Origin of the sequence: Nocardia sp. NPDC101769 (assembly GCF_044766925.1) — a bacterium.
GTDB lineage: Bacteria > Actinomycetota > Actinomycetes > Mycobacteriales > Mycobacteriaceae > Nocardia.
In genome coordinates this window covers 105,270-126,559 of the sequence record NZ_JBIWMX010000016.1, presented here as the reverse complement: position 1 = coordinate 126,559, position 21,290 = coordinate 105,270, and the positions used below count along the sequence as shown (strand labels likewise).

Annotated in this window: 23 protein-coding genes and 1 pseudogene; 10 read left to right on the top strand and 14 right to left on the bottom strand. The window is 69.9% G+C overall.

From position 1 onward, the window contains the following. Nucleotides 1-27 precede the first annotated feature (27 nt). Genes ACIRRA_RS24625 through ACIRRA_RS24600 form a run of 6 tightly spaced genes read right to left on the bottom strand, consistent with a single transcriptional unit; the run spans nt 28 to nt 2,219 of the window. The gene (locus ACIRRA_RS24625) at nt 28-450 is read right to left on the bottom strand and encodes a hypothetical protein (protein WP_402772271.1); all 423 of its coding nucleotides are present in this window, start codon (nt 448-450) and stop codon (nt 28-30) included. 50 nt (nt 451-500) lie between these two features. After that, nucleotides 501-962, bottom strand: coding sequence for an anthrone oxygenase family protein (locus ACIRRA_RS24620; RefSeq protein ID WP_402772269.1), 462 nt, complete (start codon nt 960-962; stop codon nt 501-503). A 10-nt stretch (nt 963-972) separates the two neighbouring features. Beyond that, nucleotides 973-1,119: a hypothetical protein gene (locus tag ACIRRA_RS24615; protein WP_402772266.1), complete on the bottom strand. Its 147-nt coding sequence runs from the start codon at nt 1,117-1,119 to the stop codon at nt 973-975. Beyond that, nucleotides 1,053-1,319 (bottom strand): hypothetical protein, encoded by a 267-nt coding sequence (locus ACIRRA_RS24610; RefSeq protein WP_402772471.1) that lies wholly within the window; start codon nt 1,317-1,319, stop codon nt 1,053-1,055. The genes ACIRRA_RS24615 and ACIRRA_RS24610 overlap by 67 nt, the downstream gene beginning before the upstream one ends. A gap of 16 nt (nt 1,320-1,335) precedes the next feature. Further along, nucleotides 1,336-1,938: a UbiX family flavin prenyltransferase gene (locus tag ACIRRA_RS24605; RefSeq protein WP_402772263.1), complete on the bottom strand. Its 603-nt coding sequence runs from the start codon at nt 1,936-1,938 to the stop codon at nt 1,336-1,338. Beyond that, nucleotides 1,935-2,219 (bottom strand): hypothetical protein, encoded by a 285-nt coding sequence (locus ACIRRA_RS24600; protein ID WP_402772260.1) that lies wholly within the window; start codon nt 2,217-2,219, stop codon nt 1,935-1,937. Before ACIRRA_RS24600 ends, ACIRRA_RS24605 begins: the two co-directional genes overlap by 4 nt. A gap of 306 nt (nt 2,220-2,525) precedes the next feature. Between ACIRRA_RS24600 and ACIRRA_RS24595 the strand changes: the two genes are divergently transcribed. Continuing rightward, complete coding sequence (locus ACIRRA_RS24595) at nt 2,526-5,306, top strand: AAA family ATPase (protein ID WP_402772257.1); 2,781 nt, start codon at nt 2,526-2,528, stop codon at nt 5,304-5,306. Nucleotides 5,307-5,402: 96 nt separating this feature from the next. On the opposite strand, the pseudogene ACIRRA_RS24590 reads toward ACIRRA_RS24595, so the two are convergent. Then, a pseudogene (locus ACIRRA_RS24590) lies at nt 5,403-5,771 on the bottom strand (Tn3 family transposase); the annotation flags it as partial. A 139-nt stretch (nt 5,772-5,910) separates the two neighbouring features. Here ACIRRA_RS24590 and hutH point away from each other — a divergent pair. Both hutH and hutU read left to right on the top strand, forming a co-directional pair. Continuing rightward, nucleotides 5,911-7,455 (top strand): histidine ammonia-lyase, encoded by a 1,545-nt coding sequence (gene hutH / locus ACIRRA_RS24585; RefSeq protein ID WP_402772254.1) that lies wholly within the window; start codon nt 5,911-5,913, stop codon nt 7,453-7,455. Beyond that, a complete protein-coding gene (hutU, locus tag ACIRRA_RS24580; RefSeq protein ID WP_402772251.1) occupies nt 7,452-9,101 on the top strand; it encodes a urocanate hydratase in 1,650 nt (549 codons plus the stop codon). The genes hutH and hutU overlap by 4 nt, the downstream gene beginning before the upstream one ends. 9 nt (nt 9,102-9,110) lie before the next feature. Here hutU and ACIRRA_RS24575 read toward each other — a convergent pair whose 3' ends face one another. The 4 genes from ACIRRA_RS24575 to ACIRRA_RS24560 form a co-directional block, all read right to left on the bottom strand. Next, nucleotides 9,111-9,503 (bottom strand): nitroreductase/quinone reductase family protein, encoded by a 393-nt coding sequence (locus ACIRRA_RS24575; protein WP_402772248.1) that lies wholly within the window; start codon nt 9,501-9,503, stop codon nt 9,111-9,113. Nucleotides 9,504-9,529: 26 nt separating this feature from the next. After that, on the bottom strand, nt 9,530-9,877 hold the full coding sequence (locus ACIRRA_RS24570) for a DoxX family protein (protein ID WP_354835600.1): 348 nt from the start codon (nt 9,875-9,877) through the stop codon (nt 9,530-9,532). A gap of 75 nt (nt 9,878-9,952) precedes the next feature. Next, nucleotides 9,953-11,122, bottom strand: a complete 1,170-nt coding sequence (locus tag ACIRRA_RS24565; RefSeq protein ID WP_402772245.1) for an alpha/beta hydrolase family protein — start codon at nt 11,120-11,122, stop codon at nt 9,953-9,955. 121 nt (nt 11,123-11,243) lie between these two features. Further along, nucleotides 11,244-11,678, bottom strand: a complete 435-nt coding sequence (locus ACIRRA_RS24560; protein WP_354835595.1) for a T6SS immunity protein Tdi1 domain-containing protein — start codon at nt 11,676-11,678, stop codon at nt 11,244-11,246. A gap of 90 nt (nt 11,679-11,768) precedes the next feature. Here ACIRRA_RS24560 and ACIRRA_RS24555 point away from each other — a divergent pair, with 90 nt between their 5' ends. Beyond that, the gene (locus ACIRRA_RS24555) at nt 11,769-12,758 is read left to right on the top strand and encodes a cyclase family protein (RefSeq protein ID WP_402772242.1); all 990 of its coding nucleotides are present in this window, start codon (nt 11,769-11,771) and stop codon (nt 12,756-12,758) included. Nucleotides 12,759-12,776: 18 nt separating this feature from the next. Here the strand turns inward: ACIRRA_RS24555 and ACIRRA_RS24550 are convergent, their stop codons facing one another. Further along, a complete protein-coding gene (locus ACIRRA_RS24550) occupies nt 12,777-13,211 on the bottom strand; it encodes a DoxX family protein (RefSeq protein ID WP_402772239.1) in 435 nt (144 codons plus the stop codon). A 162-nt stretch (nt 13,212-13,373) separates the two neighbouring features. Here ACIRRA_RS24550 and ACIRRA_RS24545 point away from each other — a divergent pair, with 162 nt between their 5' ends. The 4 genes from ACIRRA_RS24545 to ACIRRA_RS24530 all read left to right on the top strand — a co-directional run bounded on the left by ACIRRA_RS24545 (nt 13,374) and on the right by ACIRRA_RS24530 (nt 16,753). Continuing rightward, nucleotides 13,374-14,201 (top strand): helix-turn-helix domain-containing protein, encoded by an 828-nt coding sequence (locus tag ACIRRA_RS24545; RefSeq protein ID WP_402772236.1) that lies wholly within the window; start codon nt 13,374-13,376, stop codon nt 14,199-14,201. A gap of 188 nt (nt 14,202-14,389) precedes the next feature. After that, nucleotides 14,390-15,208 (top strand): GNAT family N-acetyltransferase, encoded by an 819-nt coding sequence (locus tag ACIRRA_RS24540; RefSeq protein ID WP_402772234.1) that lies wholly within the window; start codon nt 14,390-14,392, stop codon nt 15,206-15,208. Nucleotides 15,209-15,288: 80 nt separating this feature from the next. Beyond that, nucleotides 15,289-16,158, top strand: a complete 870-nt coding sequence (locus ACIRRA_RS24535; RefSeq protein ID WP_402772231.1) for an alpha/beta hydrolase family esterase — start codon at nt 15,289-15,291, stop codon at nt 16,156-16,158. A 28-nt stretch (nt 16,159-16,186) separates the two neighbouring features. Beyond that, entirely contained in the window at nt 16,187-16,753 is a 567-nt protein-coding gene (locus tag ACIRRA_RS24530; RefSeq protein ID WP_402772228.1) for a YbhB/YbcL family Raf kinase inhibitor-like protein, read from the top strand. A gap of 105 nt (nt 16,754-16,858) precedes the next feature. Here the strand turns inward: ACIRRA_RS24530 and ACIRRA_RS24525 are convergent, their stop codons facing one another. Together ACIRRA_RS24525 and ACIRRA_RS24520 are read right to left on the bottom strand one after the other, a co-directional pair. Next, nucleotides 16,859-17,647 (bottom strand): hypothetical protein, encoded by a 789-nt coding sequence (locus ACIRRA_RS24525; RefSeq protein ID WP_402772225.1) that lies wholly within the window; start codon nt 17,645-17,647, stop codon nt 16,859-16,861. Between the two features lie 102 nt (nt 17,648-17,749). Further along, entirely contained in the window at nt 17,750-18,319 is a 570-nt protein-coding gene (locus ACIRRA_RS24520; RefSeq protein ID WP_402772222.1) for a lipoprotein LpqH, read from the bottom strand. A gap of 130 nt (nt 18,320-18,449) precedes the next feature. Here ACIRRA_RS24520 and ACIRRA_RS24515 point away from each other — a divergent pair, with 130 nt between their 5' ends. Beyond that, entirely contained in the window at nt 18,450-20,174 is a 1,725-nt protein-coding gene (locus tag ACIRRA_RS24515) for a hypothetical protein (protein WP_402772219.1), read from the top strand. Further along, complete coding sequence (locus tag ACIRRA_RS24510) at nt 20,171-21,289, top strand: hypothetical protein (protein ID WP_402772216.1); 1,119 nt, start codon at nt 20,171-20,173, stop codon at nt 21,287-21,289. Before ACIRRA_RS24515 ends, ACIRRA_RS24510 begins: the two co-directional genes overlap by 4 nt. Nucleotide 21,290 lies beyond the last annotated feature (1 nt).

Below are 21,290 nucleotides of genomic sequence, written 5' to 3'. Positions count from 1 at the left end.
GCACCGGATCTCAGTTGGCGAGCGACTTCATCCAGTCGAGGACAACCGCGCGGTAGTCACCCGTATTCGGCGCGAGATTGATGGCGTGGCCGCTGCCGGGGAGCACGAAGGTGCGCAACTTCGCCCGGGGGTGAAGTACGGGCGCTCGGCCGCGTAGAGGGTGGCCGTGTCGGTGCAGGTGCCGAACCCCGGGCCGCAGGTCATCCGATCCCGGCTCCCGTTCACGATGAGCACTCGCGCCGTGATGAAGCTGGAGGGCGATTCTCTGACCCGCGCCGGCGTGCTCGGGTCGAAGGCAGGGACGTGGGCGTTGGCTGCGACGAGTTCCACATTGAGGTTGCCGAAATTCACTCTGCCACTGGCGAACCCGCCGTAGTCGTCGTACTTCCAGGCGATAGGAAGGCCAAGCGTCTCGGTCAGCAGGGCGAACCCCGCGGCTGCGTCGGTCACAGGAGCGAAGACATGATCGATCCGATCGACCAGGGCTCTCGAATCCGCCATCAGAAGACCGCCACGAAGAACAACACACTGGTGGCGGTCGCCGCAGTGAGTCGGCCGAGATTGGAAGCGTGGAAGCGGCGGATCTCGGTGCGGACATCATCCGGTGTGGCTTCGGCGAGACGCCATTTGTCGACTGCCTTGTAGATGGGCAGGTTGAAGACGGCGGTCCAGATGAAGAAGCCGAGGAGGAAGACCCCGCCGCCGGTCAGCGCGCATACCTTGGCGGTGGTGTCGGGGGCATGCAGGAACGCCATCCAGATGGCGCTGATGATGGGGATGATGGTGAGTGTGGACAGGACGCGGTTGGTGCCCGCGTGTTTCAGGAAGTCCTGGAAGCTGCGCGCCGCGTCCGCTTCGCTCTGCTGATTCCACAGGCCGCGCATGACAGTCAGCAATGTGGTCATCAAGCCGACCAGCATGGCGGCCGAGAGAATCGCCAGGAAGGCAAGGGTCCGATACATTTTCGTGGTCCTATCTGTAATCGTAGGCACGCCAATTGGCGAGCACGCGTTCTTGAATGTCGGTGGGCCAGCCCTTTTCGAAGCTGCCATTCACGGGACGTCCGCCGTCCGGGTAGTGGTCGGCGAGCAGGCAGTTGTAGATGACCTTGCCCGCCATGTAGGTGTGCTTCTCTTGCTCGTCGCTCCGGGTGCGCCGAGCACCCGGAAACCGGTGCCCTGATAGTCGGTAATGTTGGTGAAAAGCGGTGCAGGTGCACACAAGTCGTAGGAATGCCGGATCACAGCGCCGATCTCCAACTGCCAGTCCACCTCCTGATCGATGGTCTGGACCTCGCCGCTGGCCTCGAGCGCGGTGATGAACTCCCTCAGGCTCTCAGGTGTTCCATGTCAGTCCTTCGCGTTCGGGCGCGGGATCCTCGCCCCAGTACGGCAGGTCGGGCACATCGATACCGAGCAGATCGAGGGCCCGACCGGCGGTGTGGTCGACGATGTCATCGACGGATCCGGGACCCAGATAAAACGCGGGCACCGGCGGCATGACGATCCCACCGGACTCGGTGACGGCGGTCATGGCGCGCAAATGCGCCATGGTGAGCGGGGTTTCGCGCACCAGCAGCACGAGTCGGCGCCGTTCCTCGAGGGTGACATCGGCGGCGCGGGGGAGCAGGTTGTCGTTGTTTGCGTAGGCGATGGCCGACAGCGTGCGGACCGAACAGGGTGCGATGATCATGCCCGCGGTCCGGAACGACCCGGACGCGGTGGCGGCCCCGACCTCGGCCGGGCGGTAGGTGACATCGGCCATGGCCGCCAGATCGCCTGCGCTGAGGTCGGTTTCATACAGGCGGGTCTGCTGAGCGGCAGCGGTCGCTACCAGGTGGGTTTCCACCTCGGCCTTGCGCGCCAGCTCCAGAATGCGCATACCGTAAGCGATGCCGGTCGCACCACTGATGCCGACCACCAGTCGTTTCGGGGTCACGGCCGTGTCCGTAGCAGGTCGGTGGTGAGCGAATTCAGTTCCACCGCACCGTTCGCGCCGACGACGACCGTGCCGCCGATATTGGCCAGGCGACCATTGAGCACACAGTTGGGTTCGAAGGCGAATGCCATGCCCTCGGCCAGCGGGAGATCGGTGCCGATGGTCGGCACCTCGGCCAGCAGCCCGTACTCGGCGGCCTCGGGCAACTCGCGCATCCCGTGGCCGAAACCACTGACGGTGCCATAGGGATTCAGGCCGTGCACCAGCGATCGGGTCGGCATCGCGAGGGAACACGACGATCGCGCCGGGGCGCTCATTGGTGAAGTAGACATCGGGCGCGTACGGCGCCGGGCCGCCGCGCTCGTGTTCGCCGTAGATGACCAGAGCATCAACGCCCTGCTCGTCCATCAGCTCGCGGGCCAGCGTCCAGCGCCGATCACGTTCGCTGAGCGAATAATTCGGGCACATGCGGGTTCCTTCCATTGGTTCGGTTCGACCTGGTAGGAACGCTATTTGTGGTAGGGGACCGGAGGATTCAGTCGTACGACTGGTCCGTAATCTGTCGTTCGTTAGGTAGGGTCCGTCGAGTGCTTCACGGGCGTGCCGAAGAACTGGCGCTGATCGATCGACTGCTGGCGGACGCGGTCACGGGCCGCAGCGGGGCGCTGGTGCTGAGCGGACCCGCCGGCATCGGCAAGACAGCATTGCTCGACTACGCGGCGGCGCGGGCCGACGGGTTGCGCGTGATCCGGGTGGCCGGAATCGAACTCGAGGCGGAATTGCCTTTCGCTGGACTGCATCTGCTGCTGCGCCCGGCCCTCGATCACCTCGACTCCCTGCCCGAACCGCAGAGCTCGGCCCTGAGAGGCGCGTTCGGACTGGCCGCGTCCAAGACCGGTGATCGCTTCCTGATCAGCCTGGCCGTACTGTCCATGCTGGCCGAACTGGCCGAGGACGGTCCGGTGCTGTGCCTCGTCGACGACGCCCAGTGGCTGGACCGATCCTCCGCGGAGGCACTGGCTTTCGCCGCCCGCCGACTACATCGCGAGGGCGTACTGCTGCTGTTCGGCGTACGCGGCGTCGCCCAGCCCATGGCCGGGATCGAGGCGCATGAACTCAGTGGCCTCGACCGCGCGGCCGCCACGGCCCTGCTCGACGAGCGGTATCCCGACCTGGCGCCGCAGGTGCGCGCCCGAATGCTCGCCGAAACCGAGGGCAACCCGCTGGCCCTGGTCGAATTGCCGTCCTCGCTCAGCGCGGAGCAACGCACCGGCGGCGGGCCCGCCGTGCCCTACGACTTGGCCGTGCTGCCATTGTCCGCTCGCGTGCAGACGACATTCGGCGCACGCGCCGCCCGGCTGAACGAAGCCGCGGGCACCCTGCTGCTCGTCGCGGCGGCCGAACCGACCGGGGAACTGTCGGTAGTGCTGGACACCGCCGCCGCGTTCGGCGCGACCACCACGGACCTGGCGGCGACCGAGGACTCGGGATTACTTGTGCGACATGGCGATCAGGTCAGCTTCCGGCATCCGCTGGTGCGTGCCGCCGTACTACGCGATGCCCCGCTGCATCGGCGGCTGGCCGTGCACCACGAGCTGGCCGAAACGCTGCGACGCAGCAATCGCCCCGAGGCGGTCGACCGGGCGACCTGGCATCGTGCAGTGGCCTCGACCGGACCGGACGACACCCTCGCCGACGATCTGGAGGCCGCCGCCGACCGCGCCTTCGAACGCACCGACCATGCCGCGGCGTCCGCGGCCATGGAGCGCGCCGCCGGACTGACCGTCGCCGCCATCCCGGGCACCCGGCGCCTCATCGGCGCTGCCGAAGCGGCCGCGCTCGCCGGTGACCTGCGCCGGACCCACACGCTGGTGCGCCAGGCCGGGCGGAGAACGATCAGCGCGACCGACACCCCGCGCCTGGCCATCCTGCAGGCCGTGGTCGAGGCCGAATTCGGCTCCCGGCACACCGCCGCTCGCATCCTCACCGACGCCGCCGATCAGGCCCCGGACGCAGCCGCCGGCCGGATGCTGGTCGACGCGGTACGCAATGGGTTCCTCGTCGGCGATGCCTCACTCACCATGCGCGCGGCCACCATGCTGCACCGTCGCCTCGGCCCCAACAGAGTGACCGAGGGGCTGCTCGGGCTGGCCCGAATGCTCGGCGGTGACGACGAATTCGGGCTGCCGCGACTGCGCGCCTGCGCCGAATTCGCACACGCCCACTCCGCCGAACTCACCCAGGACGAGCGGATGAACGGCGCCGCGATGGGCCTCATGACCGGTTTCGACCGCGAGGCCCGCGACCTGCTCGACACCCTCGTCGCCGAAGCACGCGAACAGTCGACGCTCGGCACACTGCCGATGCGGCTCTACTACCTTGCCTCGGCCGAACACGCCACCGGCCACACGCGCGACGCGATCATGCACGCCGAGGAGGCGCTCGCACTCGCGCAGTCCATCGGCCTGCACCACCAGATGGACGGCCCGCGATGCGTTCTGGCGTGGAGCGCCGCGCTGGCCGGAGACGAGACGCGCTCCCGCGAACTCGCCGAACCCGCCCTCACGGCCGCACTCGACCGCGGCGAGTCCGCGACCGCCGCCCTCGCCACCACCACGCTCGCCATGCTCGATCTCGGTGCGGGCCGCTATGACCTGGTGCTCGATCGGCTCGAATCCGCCGCTCGCGGAGAGATATCCGGTGACCGTATCGCCGTGCCCCCCACAGCCGCCGTCTCCTTCACACCCCTCCGTGTGGAAGCCGCGGTGCGCATCGGACAGACCGGCCACCTCACCGAACCCCTCGACCGGTTCCGCCGTTGGGCAGCCGCCAGCGGATCCCCCTGTACGCAGGCGGTGTACGAGCGCTGCCTGGCCCTGGCCGGGCCCGCCGACGCGACCGAGGAACATTACGATGCTGCCGAGCGTCTGCACGACAAGGGCGGGCGGCCCTTCGAAAGGGCCCGCACCGCCCTGCTCTACGGCGAATGGCTACGCCGGGACCAGCGCAAGAGCGAAGCCCGCACCCGGCTGCGCGCCGCCGCGGAAACCTTCGACCGGCTCGGCGCGCACCTGTGGGCCGAGCGCGCCCGCGCGGAGCTGCGCGCGACCGGCGATACCAGCCGCCGACGGCCCACCGCCTCGGTCCTGGATCTGCTCACCCCCCAGGAACTCCAGGTCGTCCGGCTGGCCGCGCAGGGACTGTCCAACCGGGACATCGGCGGCCAGCTCTTCCTCAGCCCACGCACCATCGGTTACCACCTGTACAAGGCGTATCCGAAACTCGGTGTGGCGACGCGAGCCGAGTTGGCCGCCCTCGTGCACGACTCATTTAATCGGAACAGCTCCGATAGGTTGCGAGCACATTGAGCCGGTGCAGATTCCGGCACGGCATGAGCAGGCCCTGGGTGGCGAACTCCACCGGAACCGCGTAATCACGAAGCGCGGCAATCAGACCCGGTGCCAGCCGCCGATCTCCTCGTCACAGATCTGCGGGTCGGTGACGATCGCCAGCAGTTCATCCAGCAGCGCTCGGCGGTCTTCTCCTGTCTTGCCGCATTCGGCCAGTTCCTCGCGCATCCGGTTCTCGGCGGCACTGAACTTCGCCGACAGCGCCTGGTCGAACAGCGCCACCACCTCATCGAGCACATCGGCGGCCGACTGCGCCAGCACGGTCAACAAGATCGGATACCGCCGCTGCGGATCACGACGTTCCAGAGCTTGACCGGTCAGACGGCGGCCCAACGTCGCCAGGAACCGGCGGCGCTCCGCTGGCAGCACCGACATGTCCAGGGTGCCGGCGCCCAGGCCACGCGCAAACCCCAGCTTCTCCCCCCGCCGATCGTAACAATCCGCGGCGCTCGCCAGAGGGAATCGCGCAGCTCATCGGCAACCTGCCAGGCGTCGGAAAAAGCCCGCGAAACCGGCTCGCGGGTGCTCGATCTCCGCGCCCGGAAGCGCTGGAATGGTGCCCATGACTCGAATCGGAGCCGAACGGGTACCGGTGGGAGCGGGACCCCTGACGCGGGCGGCCGTGGTGGCCGTGGCCCGGCACGGGGCGCGGGTGGAATTGGACGCGGAAGCGCTGACGGAGCTGGCCCGGGTGCGTCGGCACATCGACGCGCTGGCACACAGTGATCGGCCGGTCTACGGGGTGTCCACCGGGTTCGGGGCGCTGGCGCTGCGGCACATACCGCCGGATCGGCGAACCGACCTGCAACGCTCGCTGATTCGCTCGCACGCCGCCGGGGCCGGTGCGCCGGTCGAGGCGGAGGTGGTGCGGGCCATGATGCTGCTGCGCTTGCGAACCCTGCTGTCCGGGCACACCGGGGTGCGGCCCGAGACCGCGCTGGCGCTGGCCGGACTGCTCGACAGCGGGCTGATTCCGGTTGTGCCGGAATATGGTTCGCTGGGCTGCTCGGGCGATCTGGCCCCGCTGGCGGCGGTGGCGCTGGCGCTCATGGGGGAGGGGTCGGTGCTCGGTGCCGGCGGGCCGCGCCCGATCGGGCCCGCACTGGCCGAACACGGGCTGACGCCGATCACCTTGGCGGAGAAGGAGGGCCTGGCCCTCACCAATGGCACCGAGGGCATGCTGGGCATGCTGGTGCTGGCCATCGAGGACCTGCGACGGCTGTTCGATCTGGCGGATCTGACCGCGGCCATGAGCGTGGAGGCGCAGCTGGGCACCGACCGGGTGTTCGCGGCGGATCTGCAGGAGCTGCGCCCGCATCCCGGGCAGGCGGTGTCGGCGGCGCGCATGCGGGCGGCGCTGGCCGGGTCCGAGATCGTGGCCAGTCACCGGGGTGAGGACTGCCCGCGTGTACAGGACGCGTATTCGCTGCGGTGCGCGCCGCAGGTGCACGGCGCGGCGCGGGACACCCTGGACTACGCCGAGACCGTCGCCGCACGCGAATTGCGGTCCGCCATCGACAATCCCGTGGTGCTCGCCGACGGCCGCGTGGAGTCCAACGGGAACTTCCACGGCGCGCCCGTCGGCTACGTGCTGGACTTCCTGGCCATCGCGGTCGCCGACGTGGCCGGCATCGCCGAACGCCGCACCGACCGCATGCTGGACGTGCACCGATCCCACGGGCTGCCCGCGTTCCTGGCCGCCGATCCGGGTGTGGACTCCGGCTACATGATCGCCCAGTACACCCAGGCCGGGGTGGTGACGGAGCTGAAGCGGTGGGCGGTACCGGCCTCGGTGGATTCCATACCCTCCAGCGCCATGCAGGAGGACCACGTGTCCATGGGCTGGACCGCGGCCCGCAAGCTGCGGCGCGCGGTGGACGGGCTGACAACCGTGCTCACAATCGAATTGCTCACCGCCGCACGGGCATTGGACCTCCGCGCACCCCTGCGGCCCGCGCCGGTGACCGCGGCGCTGCGGGATCTGGTGCGGGCACGGGTGCCGGGACCCGGGCCCGACCGCCACCTCGCACCGGATATCGCCGCCGTGGCCGACCTGGTGCGGTCGGGTGCGGCGGATCACCTTCTCGACAAGGGGGTTTCGTCATGACCCGAACCGTCCGGGCCGCCCGCGGCGCCACGCTCACCGCCCGCACCTGGCAGACCGAAGCGGCGTGGCGCATGCTGCACAACAATCTGGATCCCGAGGTGGCCGAGCGGCCGCAGGATCTCGTCGTCTACGGCGGGACCGGCCGGGCGGCCCGGGACTGGCCCAGCTTCGACGCCATCGCGCGGACCCTGCTCGATCTGCGCGAGGACGAGACCCTGCTGGTCCAGTCCGGCCGGCCGGTCGGCGTGCTGCGCACCCACGAGTGGGCGCCGCGCGTGCTCATCGCCAACTCGAATCTTGTTCCGGACTGGGCGAACTGGCCGGAGTTCCGCAGGCTGGAGGCGGCCGGGCTGACCATGTACGGGCAGATGACGGCCGGGTCGTGGATCTATATCGGCACCCAGGGGATCCTGCAGGGCACCTACGAGACCTTCGCGGCGGTGGCCGCCAAGCGATTCGGCGGCACCCTCGCCGGAACCCTCACGCTCACCGCGGGTCTGGGCGGTATGGGCGGGGCGCAACCGCTGGCCGTCACCATGAACGGCGGCGTGGCGCTGTGCGTCGAATGCAATCCGCGGCATGCCCGCCGGCGGGTCGAGACCCGGTATCTGGACGAGATCGCCGACGACATCGACGACGCCCTGGACCGGGTGCTCGCCGCCAAGGCCGAACGGCGGCCACTGTCGGTGGGGCTCATCGGCAATGCCGCCGAGGTACTGCCGGAACTGCTGCGCCGCGAGGTCGAGGCGGACATCGTCACCGATCAGACCTCGGCCCACGACCCGCTGACCTACCTGCCGATCGGTGTCGCACTGGAGGACTGGGACGACTACGCGGGCCGCAAGCCCGACGAATTCACCCGCCGCGCCCGGGATTCCATGGCCATCCACGTCGGCGCCATGGTCGGCTTCCTGGACCGCGGCGCGGAGGTCTTCGACTACGGCAATTCCATTCGCGGCGAGGCGAAGCTGGCCGGGTACGAGCGCGCCTTCGACTTCCCGGGCTTCGTGCCCGCCTACATCCGCCCCCTCTTCTGTGCGGGCAAGGGCCCGTTCCGCTGGGTGGCCCTGTCCGGAGACCCGGCCGATATCGCCACCACCGACCGCGCCATCCTCGAGCTGTTCCCCGAGAACGAGTCCCTCGCCCGCTGGATCCGCCTGGCGCGGGACCGGGTCGCGTTCCAGGGCCTGCCCGCCCGCATCTGCTGGCTCGGGTACGGCGAACGACGGTCCGCCGGACTCCGGTTCAACGAGCTGGTCGCCGGCGGTCGGGTCGCGGCTCCCATCGTGATCGGACGCGATCACCTCGACTGCGGCTCGGTCGCCTCGCCGTACCGCGAAACCGAATCCATGGCCGACGGCTCCGACGCCATCGCGGACTGGCCACTGCTCAACGCCCTGGTCAACACCGCGTCGGGCGCGAGCTGGGTCTCCATCCACCACGGCGGCGGCGTCGGCATCGGCCGCTCCATCCACGCCGGTCAGGTCACGGTCGCCGACGGCACCCCGCTGGCCGCCCAGAAGATCGACCGGGTCCTCACCAACGACCCGGCCACCGGTGTGCTGCGCCACGTGGACGCCGGATACCCGGAAGCCGAATCGGTCGCCCGCGACAAGAACATTCGAATTCCCCTGTGGGAGGGCTGATTCGGCGCCTCAATCCAGGTCGATGCGGACGGTCAGGAGGTCGGTGCCCATCACTCGTACGGCTGCGCTGTTGGCCCTCGGGAGGGTGCGCAGCCGGGCGATGGGGTCGTCGTCGGGTAGGAGGTGGGCGGTGCCGGTGTACCAGCGGCCGTGGAGGCGGAGGCGGACGCGGGGGTCGGCTTCGATATTGCGGATGTACTGGGAGCGGGTGCCGAATTCGGAGACCAGCCAGAAGGACGCGCCGGAGCGCCGGCCGCCGATCGGGGTGAGGCGGGGGCGGCCGCTGACCCGGCCGGTGGTCTCCAGCAGGGTTTGGATGGGTAGGCGGCCCAGGATCGGGTTGCCCACCCTCCGCTGAAATGTTGTGACCATGGCATGTTGCAGATCGCGTCGGCTCGGCATGGGCCGACGCTAGCACCGGCCGCGGCTCACCGGGCCAGTTGCAGGGCCAGCGTGGCGGCGGCGGGGGCCAGGTACAGAAGGGGGAAGGGGGTGGTCTTGTAGGAGTGGGCGCGGATGGTGGTGGCCGCGGCGCCGGTGAAGTAGAGGATCAGGCCGATGGCGGCCGCGATGCCGAGGGGCGGGAGGAAGAAACCGGCCACCAGGCCCAGCGCACCGGCCGATTTGGCCAGGGCCAGCCAGTTCCACCAGGTGCGCGGGACGCCGTAGTCGATCAGCGGATCCACGACGAACTGCTGCTCGGTGAACAGGGAGTAGCCGGAGAAGCCGATCCAGAGGGCCGAGACGACACCGACGATGTGGTACGCGAGGTTCATGGGAGCCACGTCCTTTCAGGTTTGCTGTGCTCTTACCTGAATGACGAAGCGGGAGCCCGAGGAGTGACATCGGGGTCAGGGGAGATGGGATTGCAGGAAGGTGAGGGCGTCGGGCAGGGAGGCGAGAAACGCGCCGCTGTGGTCCTTGCCGGGGTAGGCCGTGACGGTGACGTGCACCCAGGGGTTGTGAGCCTGGAGGGCGGGACCGTACGCGGGGGTGTCGGCCGGAGGTACGTCGATATCGGCGGTGCCGTAGCCGATCATCAGGTCGGCGGGGACCAGGTCCTCCTGGTAGGAGACCAGCGATCTGATGTCGGCCTCGAAGGTCGGGGTGGGGTTGTCGGGATCGGCGACGAGCGCCTCGGGACGGCGGCCCTCGGCGGCGGCCACCAGATCCGAAAGGCATTCGGTGGCAGCCTTTTCCACGTACTGCCTGCCGAAGTCCGACAGGTACGGGGTGACGGTGCCGGGCGCCAGTTCCTCCAGCGCGGCGAGATAGTAGCCCGCGTAGCCGACCTGGTTCTCGGAGCCGGTCGAGCCGCGGCGGAACATCTCACGCAGGCTCTTGGCCGGATTCGTGCGCAGGCCGGTGGCGATCACGCCGGTGAGTCCCCCGACGGCGGACGGGTTCCGGGCGTACAGCGCGGCCGCGCTCATGACGGCGTGCGCGCCCTCGGACTGGCCGATGAGCACCCAGTGCGCCGACAGTGGGACGGGCAGACCACGGACCGCCGTGATCGAGTCGAGAATGGAGCGGCCCTCGACCGCGGCGTTGTAATAGCTGAAATTGCCGCCGGTGCCCAGACCCTGATAGTCGGGAGCCAGCACGGCGTAGCCCTGGTCCAGAATCTGGTTGAAATAGCTGCGATTTCGATCCGACTGCGGCCGATGCGAGGGCGCGCAGTCATTGCCGATCCCGGTCGTGCCGTGCGCCCACACCACCAGCGGCCAGCCGCCCTCCGGCGGCAGCCCGGACGGCAGATACAGCGCCGCGCCGGCCCGGGCCGGATTCTCCCGCTGATCGACCGTGGTGTAGGTGAAGCCGACCGACTCCGCGGCCTTGTCGAAAGACCATGCGCCATTGAGCAATTCGATCCCATTCGGCCGCCCGAGATCACTGCTGTCGGCCGCGGCCGGCGTCGCCGTCACGGTCAGGGTGGCGGTCAACGCGGCACATGCGCTCACCGTGCCCGCGGCCAGTGCGGCCTGCCGGACCGCGGCTGCGAACCTGCGACGAATCGGCATGGCCATCACTCCCTTTCGGTGGGCAACGCCCCGACCATACCGTCCGCAACGCACCCCGGACGGGCGCTCGAGCACGATTGGCGCGCCGCGACCTCGGTGGTGGTGTCGTCGAAGCCGGCCGTCACTCCATCCCGTGGGCCTGCGCCACCAGATCGAAGAACACCCAGACGCCGCCCTTCTGATACGCGTCCGGTGTCTCCGATCCGCCCAGGAACGGGTACGGGGTGGCGATGTAGACCTCGTCGTCGGCGAGGGGGCCCAGGCGCCGGCGGATCTCCGCGACGTGCCCCGGCTGGAGGACATAGGTGATGACGTTCGGATCGAACAGGACCCGGCTGACGAACTCGGTGATCTCGGTGAAGACGCCGTAGGGCTTCACGCCGGGGCTGTACGGATCGAGGATCCCGTACTCGCCGGTCCGGCTGCTCATCAGGAACGCGCACCCCAGATCCGAGTAGCCGACCACCGTGTCGAACTGCGGATAGTGTTCGGCCCAGGCCGGCATCACCCGGTCCATACGCTGGTCGCCGATCAAACGGAAGGGAACGCTGGTCACTGCGCCCATCCAACCAGACCGGCGGCCGGGACCGATCCTCGACAGGTCCGGCCGCGCCGCGCGAAGATCGAATCACCCGTCGCAGTGGAGGTGCCCGTGACCGAAGAATGGCGCAAAGTCGCTGAGCGCGTCCGCAACTGGGGCCGCTGGGGCGACGACGACCAGCTCGGCACCCTGAACCTGCTGACCCCGGACCGTATCGCCTATGCCGCCACCCGGGCGCGCGCTGGCCGCACCATCCAGCTGGGCATCCCGTTCGACGCCTACGGCCCGCAGGGCTCGAGCGGCTTCCGGCGCAACCCCATCCACCTCATGGCCGTGGACGGCGGCGATGCCGACCTCGCGACCGTCCTGGACGGCTGGGGTGGCCGGAACGAGGCGCAGGTGGCGGGCATGTACGCCGCCGGCCCGATGCGCTACAACGACGACTACATCATGATGCCGCTGCAGACGGCCACGCAGTGGGACGCGCTCTCCCACGTGTACTACGACGGCCTGCTCTACAACGGCTTTCCGGCCGCGGCCGTCACCAGCTTCGGCGCCGCCAAGCTCGGCATCGAACACGTCGCCGAGCGCGGCGGCGTGGTGGGCCGCGGCGTGCTGCTGGACGTGGCCCGGCACCACCACCTGGATCGGCTCGAGGCCGGGACCATCGTCACGCCGCGGGACCTGCAGGCGACGGCGGACGCGCAGGACGTCGAGCTGCGCCCCGGGGACATCCTGCTGGTGCGCACCGGCTGGTGGACCCGCTTCCTCGAAACCCGCAGGCCCGCCGAATGGTTCGGCGCCAGTCCCGGCCTGAGCTGGCGCTGCGCGGAATGGCTGCACGAGCACGACATCGCCGCGGTCGCGGTGGACAATCCGGCCGTCGAGGTCATGCGCCCCGAGGACGGCGTCATGATGCCGCTGCACATGCTCGCGCTGCGCGACATGGGGCTGCCGCTGGGCGAGATCTGGGATCTCGAAGCCCTGTCTCGCGACTGCGCCGAGGACGGCGTCCACGACTTCCTGCTGTGCGCGCCCGCCCTGCGGATTCCGGGTGCGGTGGGTACCCCGATCAGTCCGATCGCCATCAAATAGACCGGCCGGGAATACCTTTCAGAACGCCGCCAGAACCAGCGCGGCGATGAAGACCACCTGCACCAGGCCCCGCAGCGGCAGCGGCATCGACTTGATGCCGAGATCGGCGCGAGCTGCCCGGACGTTGGCCGGGAACAGGAAGACCAGCATGACGGCCAAGCAGACGGCCGCCAGGGGCGCGGCCCATGGGATGAGCAGGCCGATGGCTCCGGCCAATTCGAGGACACCGGTCAGGGTCACCAGGCCCGCCGGATTGCGCAGGCGCGGCGGAACCATGGCGATCAGGCCGTCGCGGCGGGGCTGGAGGAAGTGCGCCGACGCGGTCAGCGCGAACATGGCGGCCAGGCCGATCCGGGCGGCGTGTGGCCAGGAGTTCAGCCAATCGGTGATATCGAGCCACCCGGCCAGGCGGGCCAGACCGGAGACGACGACCAGAACGATGAGCGGTGCCATCGCGGACTCCTCTGGGGGAGAACAATCTTGACGGGGATGTGAATGATCATCGGCGACCGACCATTCCGGATACCCACGATGGCAGACAACCCCGGACGTCGGGGCCAGGCTCGGCGGTATGGGCCCGAAACCCGGGCCGGACCGGTAGATTCGGCACCGCTCATGGTCAAAATTGGACAGCCCATCCGGACATTGCGGTACGCGCCGACGGCCGGTTCCCCCACCGGTCTCGAACTGCTGACCTTCGACCAGTTGCGCCGGATGCCGGTGGCCGCCGGACACGAGGTGATCCGCGGCGACTTCCACGTCCTGGCCCGCTGCACCGCCGGAAGCGGGCGCACGACCATCGATTTCGTCGCGCACGACCTGGCCGCGGACACCGTCGCCTGGATCCGCCCCGGCTGGACCCACCGCTGGGATGACATCGCCGAGCTGAAGGGCGATCTCATCCTGTGCCGCCCGGAACTGGTGCCCGCCGCGGCCCTCGGGCACCTGCCGTCCCCGGCCACACCGCCGGTGGTAACCGCGAATCCCTTGACCGACTCCGCCTTCGAACACCTGACCAGCGAATACGCTGTCGATCCGCCGAATACGGCCATCCTGCACCACCTGCTCAGCGCGGTGACGCTCCGGCTGGCCGCGGGCCTGCCCGCCCTGCCCGACCCCACCGACCTCTTCGGCCGTTTTGCCCGCCTGGCCGAGCGGTACCACGCCGAAACCCGCGAAGTCGCCTGGTACGCGGCCCAACTCGGCTACTCGCCGCGCACCCTCTCGCGCGCCGTGCAATCGGCCACCGGCGCCACCGCCAAGCAGTACATGAACGCCCGTGTCACCCTCGAAGCCAAACGCCTGCTCGCCCACGAGCCGGTCACCACCGCCGAATGCGCCCGCCGCCTCGGCTTCGACGACCCGGCCAACTTCACCAAGTTCTTCCGCGCGAACACCGCCACCACCCCCACCCGCTTCCGCCTCGACCTCACCGGGCAGTAGACCCGGCCCGAGGCACAGCGCACCGCGACCCCGGCGGCACGTTGTTCGAGTCCGTCGAGCCGGGCCCGGCTCGGACAGCCGGGCCGACCTCGCCGATGGAAGATCGTTTCGGGGAATTCTGTGATCACCGGGCGATTCGTGTGTGATCTGGCGGATCGTCGCGTTAGGTTGGGCCGGTGCGGGTGGAGATGACGAGCGATCCGGCGGAATTCCAGCGGCGGGTGGCCGGGTTTCTCGGGCGTGATCCCTTGCGACACACGGTGATGTCGACCGTCCTCGTCCATGAAATCGCCGGTCCCACCATCGCCCGTGAGCCCTCCTATTTCGCATCGGTGCACACGGATGACGTTGTGGGCGTCGCCATGCGGAGCGCCGGGCGCGGAGTGTGGTTGGGGCAGTTGCCGATCGATGCGGTGCCGCTCCTGGTGACCCGGTTCGCCGAGCTCCTGCCGCAGATCGACGACGTGCACGGCACCGAGGCTGTGGCCGGACCGTTCGCGGCGGCGTGGAGTGCGCTGCGCGGCAGGGCCTATCACGCGGACCACGGTGCGCGGCTGTACCGGCTCGGGCCGATGCGCCCGCCGCTCGCGCCCCCGGGCTGGGCCCGGCCCGCCACCGCGGCCGATATCGAGATCAGCGGGCGCTGGCTCGCCGAGATGGCCCGCGAATTGGACGATGCGCACCTGGCCATGAGCGAGAAGGGAATCCGCGCCCGTATCGAGGCCGGACGCTTGTGGCTGTGGGAGGACGACGGGCAGCCGGTGTCCCTGACGGCGCACCAGGTCCCGGTCGGCGGCTGGGGCCGGATCGGGCCGGTCTTCACGCCCCGGGCCGCACGCGGCCACGGCTACGCCTCGGCACTGGTCGCGGAGGTTTCCCGGCGGCTGCGCGAGACCGGGGCCGAGGTCTGCCTGTACGCCGACATCGACAATCCGACCTCGAACAAGATCTACCGCGCCATCGGATTCGAGGCCGTCATCGATGAGGCGCACTACGCCTTCGAGTGATTCGCGGCCGGCGGTCACCGCCGGAACGGCCGCCTAGAGTGGGGTGCGATTTCCGGGAACTACCGCTAGGAGGGACGACCGTGGCCGCTGAACTGGTCGAAGGCGAACTGAGCGTCGATGGATTGCGCCGGACCTTCGGTGTCCGCCCACCGCAGCGGAAGCACGCGCCACTGGTGCTGGCGCTGCACGGAAACCAGGGCGCGACGACGACCGAGCGGCTGATGTACGACTGGACCAGCTTCGCCCGGCACGCCGACGAGTGGGGGATCGGGGTCGTCTACCCGGACGGGTGGGGAGGCTGCTGGGCCGACGGTCGCGGGGTCACCACGGCGGATGAGGCGGGCGTGGACGATGTCGCCTTCCTGCGGGCCGTGATCGACTGGTGCGCTGAGCAATTCGGTACCCAGGACGATCGCGCGGTCGTCACCGGCATCTCCAACGGGGCGTTCATGTCCCACCGGATGGCCCTCGAGGCCGGCGAACGGGTGGCGGTGTTCGCCGCCGTCGCGGGCGGGCTGCCCGAGGCGCTGACCGCGATCCGGCCCGGGCACGCGGTGTCGGCCATGCTCATCAACGGCGACGCCGATCCGGTGGTGCCGATCACCGGCGGCTACTCGCGCCATCTCGGTCCGAACGGCGAATCACGGGGCGGCACCAGGGGATTGGCGGAATCGGCGCGTTACTGGCGCGAGCTGGACGGCTGCGCCGGGCCCGGCGAGACCGTCACCACCGACCAATCGACCCGCACCACGGTGAGCCAGGGCGTAGGCGGCACCGTGGTATCGGAGTGGACGGTCTTCGGGGGCGGCCACACCTGGCCCGGCACACCCGTGCCGGAACGCTGGGCCGGCAGCCCGGGCTCGGCGGTGTCGCTGGAATTCGATGCCGCCGAGCAGATCTGGCGCTTCGCCGAGCCGCTGCTGCTGTCCGCGGACGCCCGCAAGCTCTGAAGAGCTCTATCCGCCGAAGGAGAACGGAATGGCGATCATCGGCAGACTGCTGCGGAACCGGCGCGCCGCGCCCGAGGACCTGGCCTGGTGCCGGCCGAATCTGGCAGCGGGTGACGTCTTCGAGGTGACCAGCTCGGATTTCGAGCACGAGGCGGCGCTCGATGTCCGGCACGCCATGAAACGGGTCGGGGGACAGGACCTGTCGCCCGCGCTGGCCTGGTCGGGAGTCCCTGCGGACACCGCGCAGCTGCTGCTGGTGGTGGAGGATCAGGACGCGCCGTTCGGCGGTCCTTTCGTGCACGCGCTCGCAATGCTCGATCCGAAGATCGGTGAACTGCCCAGTGGCGCACTGGCTCCCGGCTCCACAATCGACGGTGTCGAGGTGCTGCGATCGAGCTGGGGGCGCGGATACATCGGTCCGGGGCCGGTCCCGGGACACGGGCCGCACCGGTACGTCTTCCAGGTCTTCGCGCTGACAGAACGGGTCACCATCCCCGGCGGCGGCGCTCCCGAGTCGGCCAAGCCGCGGGTGGTACTCGCGGCTGCCAGGGCGCACGCCCGGGGCCGGATCGACGGTTTCTACGAACGTCCCTGACGGGATACGACAAGAACCCCGGCATGACGAAGAGCCGCAGCCCGATGGGCCTGCGGCTCTGTGCTTTTCGGATACGACTGTCAGTTTGCTTTTCGGATACCACAGTCAGTTGGCGGTGTTGACCGGTAGCGACAGCACCACCTCCTGCTCGTTCTCGGGCAGGTAGTGGACGTTCACCACGCGGCCGACCTGGACCATCGAGACCGCCGCCGGAGGCAGGAACTTCTCGGTGCGCGCCTCGAAGCTGCTGCCGTCCGGGCGGGTGACCACCAGCATCAGATCCAGCCGCGAGTGGCCGTCGCGGATCTCCCCGGGCACCGACAGCGACCGCACCACGGCCTGGGCCGCGATGCCACGCCGGGCGATATCGATCTTGGCGGGGGTGGTGAAGCCCTTGCGGATGTTGGCCGCGTTCATGGCCTCCTGTGCCGCGGAGGTATCGCCGGACAGGTCCACCTCGACCTTCTCGAGTCGGTCGGGCAGGTAGCGGACCGGCAGCACCACGCCGGGCCGCAGCAGCGCCAGCTGGGTCAGCGGCACGATCATCTTGGCGTGCGAGGCGAAGACCTTGCCGTCGGCGCCCTCGACCCGGAAGTCGATGCGCACCTGCGGCTGCTCGTTGAGGTAGACGCCGGTCTGGCGCACACCCTCGATGGTGCCCAGGCCCACCATGCCATTGCGGAACTGGGAGCTGTTGTTGCCGGTGAAGGCCGACATGATGCCGTCGCCGGTGAAGGCGAAGGCGATGGGGACGATGGTCAGGGCGATGATCGGCAGGGCCATCTGCGGGCCGACCCAGCCGAAGACGCTGACGGAGGTGAGGCCGTGCCACACGTAGTAGCCGATGGCCAGGACGCCGAGGGCGAGTGCTGCGTAGCGGATTTGGTTCTTCATGAGCTTTCCGGATCAGAGAGGTGGGGAGAAGAGCCCGCTCATGCCCGGCGGCACGAGCGGGGACAACGGGGCCCCGCTTCGGGGGCCGGTGGACGGACCGGCTCAGCCGCCGACGATGGTGCTGCAGGCGAAGACGATCTCGAACTTCTCGGTCTTCGGGCCGGCCATCGGGTTGGACAGGTCGGGGGTGCCGACGCCCTCGCCGGTGACGGTGAAGGTGTTGCCGCTCTTGGTGACCTTGGCGTTGCCGCCCGGCATACCGTTGCCGAAGCCGAGCGCGTACGGCTGTCCGTTGTCGCCGCCCTTGGTGCCGGTGATGCCGACCGCCTGCACGGTGGTGTCGCCGGTGATGGTGGCGCTCGCGCTGAGCGTGCCGTAGGTGGAGTTGCCGCTGTCGGTCAGTGCCAGCGCCAGGTTGCCGGCCTGCTTGGCGCAGGTGGTCTCGAACTTGGCCGTGATCGCCTTGCCGTCGACCGAGGCCGACGACGCGCCGCCGGCGGGGGCCGCGGAGCCCGGAGCCGAAGTGGCCGCGGCGGAGGTGGCCGCGGGGGCGGCGGTGGTCGAGCTGGACTTGGAGCTGCTCGAGTTGCTGGAGCAGCCGGTGACCAGCAGGGCCGCCGCGGCGGTGGCGGCGAGGACGGCGGTGGTCAGGCGGACGGGCTTGGAGTTCATGGTCATTCCTCGTTCTCGGGATGGTGGCTCCGTGGTGGAACCGATGCCAGAACCGTAGAAATCGGCACCCGGCCTACCGATCCCAACTTCCGGCACGCGAAAGCCGGTGACACTGGGCTAACCTGGGCGAATGCGACGACCGCGGGCCATGGTGCTGGATGAGGTGTGGCGCCGCCTCGACGGCGTCGAACCCTTGAGCGGACCGCACGGTGGACCCCTGCGGCGGACCGTCAAACTGATCCTGGATCCGCTGGTCATCCGCCCGGTTCAGCACCCGCAGTGCGCGGGCTCGATGCTCTCCGCCGACGGAGCGGTGTTGCTGGCCACCCGGATTCACGCCGCCGCCGATGTCCTGCGCGCCACCGCGGTCTGGTTCACACTGCTCAAGCAGACGCGCCGCGCGCTGCGGATCACCGAGGGCAATGCCCAGGACCTGTACTTCCAGCGCTGTTTCGAACTCGCCACCGTCTCGGGCGTGCCGGACCCGGTCGGCGACCGGGCCGCCGCGGAAGCCGCGCTGCGCGAGATCCACGGACTCGCCGCCGGCCGCACCACCCAGGCGCTCAAGGAGTACCTGTCCGAACCGGCCCGGGTCGGCGAGCTGACCGGACTGATCCGGACCGCCTGGCGGCGGCGCCCGCTGACCGAGGTGCCCGACCACTCCGAGCTGCTGGCCGGACTCCTGGAGGACTGCGCCGCAACCAGACTCGACGGCGCCGGTGGCCCCGCCGATCTCGACGCCGTCATCGACGCATCAGTGGGCACCCACACCGGAATCCGGTTGTGGCTCAATGAAATAGGCTGCACCGCACAGGAATTCGGCCTCACCCTGTACCCCCTTCCGCTCCCGCCCGAGGTCGGCTTCTCGGCCTCCACCGCCACTCTCGGCCTGCCCCTGGACCGCACCATCCACGAGCGCATCTTCACCGTTCTGCAAGCATCCAGCGAACGGTCCGACCTGCCTGCGATCCCCGAACTGGTCGCCGCCGAAATCGCCCGCGCCTGCGCCCCCTGGGCGCTGCTGGACGAATCCCTCCGGGTGGCCGCTGCCGCCGGTGCCACCCTGGCGGTCAACCTCCGCCCCCTCGGCGCAGCGCTTCCCATCGGCTACGACCCGGACGGCGACGCCGCCCCCACCCCCAGATCTACTGTCACCCTGGGCGGTGCGGCCACCGGTCTGCTGGGCGCGGCCGTCGGCCTGACCGGCACGGCCGCCGGGCTGCTCGGTACCCCCGCCGGGTTGCTCGGCGGTTCGACCGGGCTGGCGGGTACCGCGGCCGGGGTGACGGGCGTCGTCGCTGGATTGACCAGTGCCGCAGCCGGTCTGACCCGGCCGGGCGCACCATCGAGCGCTGCTCCGGAGGAGTCCGCGCGGATCGGCGGGTCGGCGGCGGGCCCGACCGGCAAACCCGTGGGATCGACCGGAGCTCAGAGCCCCGCCCGCTCGGTGGATGAGACGGGTGGCGCGGCCGAATCGGCCAGCGCCCGCTATACGGCGCCCGGTGCGATCGGGGGCGGCGGTGCCGCGGCGCGGTTGATCAATGGACGATGGCAGCGCGAGGCCTATGTGTTGCAGGCGCGGCGAATGGCGGTGCGGGTGGATGCGATCGACGGTCCACTGGGGGCGATAGCGGCGGATCTGCGCGTGCCGTGGCGTTCCTACCTGCGCAGATTATGGGCGCGACTGCACGGGCGGGACGTGCGTGAGTTCCCCGTGTACGCCGCGGACGAGCTCTGGGATCTGCTGGACGGGGTGGCCCGTTCGGTGATCCTGGATCACCGGATGCGGGTGAAACGGGCCCTGGCCGCCGGCGCGGCGGCCGAGCCCGGCGATCGGGAATCGAGAGTGGGATGACGAACTCGGCGGTCACGATCCATCGCTACCCCGACGGGTTGCGTGGCATAGTCCCGGTCGGCGACCCGGCCGCCCTGCACACCGCCCCTGGGCCCGACACCATGGTGCTCGAGGTCGTCGGCGGCCACCTCATCTGGAGTGTGCTTGCCGGACAAGAACTTCCGGCGGCCCTGATCGACAATGTGGATGCCGCGCAGGAATGGGTGTGGGCGCTCTACGGCGAATCCGCAGCCCTGGCCCTCGACTCCGTCCGGCCGGGCGGGCCGGTGGCGACCGCAGACGATCAGCCGGCACCGGCGGTCGCCGCGGACGAGCGCCCGGTCGACGTGCCCGCCGCTCCCGTGCTCCAGTCCCAGGCCGCCAGCGCCCGCCGACTCGCATACGCGCACTGGGCATCCCGGTGGTGGCCGGCGTCCACCCTGGACGGCATCGCCGACCTCGACCCGGCGCTGCTCGACCGCGATATCGCCCTGCTGACCGAGGAGTGCGAACTCCTGGTGGACGGCGCGGACGCGCTCGCCCCGCGGGTTTCCGCCTACCTCGAAACATTCCTGCGCGCTTCGGATTACGCCCTCGCGGCCGGTGACGAGGCCCGGCCCGGCGGCACCCTGGTGCTGGCTCGCGGCACCGGCGGGTGGGACTGGCGCCGCTGCCCGCCCGGGCTGGTCGACGCCTCCGAATCCGCGGTGTCCTGGCAACTCGTCCGCGAAGCCGGAGCGACCAGCGTGGCCATCGCGGTGGCGGCGCACCCGGGCCTGCCCGATGCGGTTCCGGCCCACCTGCGGCCCTGGGCAACCATCGATACCGGCCGTGGCGAGCTCGGCACCGAACTGCGTGCCGCCGACGACTCCTGGATCGGCGAATTCGCGCTGTCCGCACCGGCTTCCGCCGTCCGTGTCGCCATCCACGTCCCCGGTTTCGGACCGGATCCGGAGGCCGACCCGGGATCGGCCGGGGAACCCGCTGCGGATTCCGCGGCCGCCCTGCGCCGCCGGATCCGCGACTTCGCGGCCGAGCGGCTCCGCACGGCGGCCGAACCGGGCATCGGCGATTCCGGCCCGTTCGCGCCATTGCTCGCCGAAATCGCGGCCGCAGCGGGGGATTCGGACTTCTGAC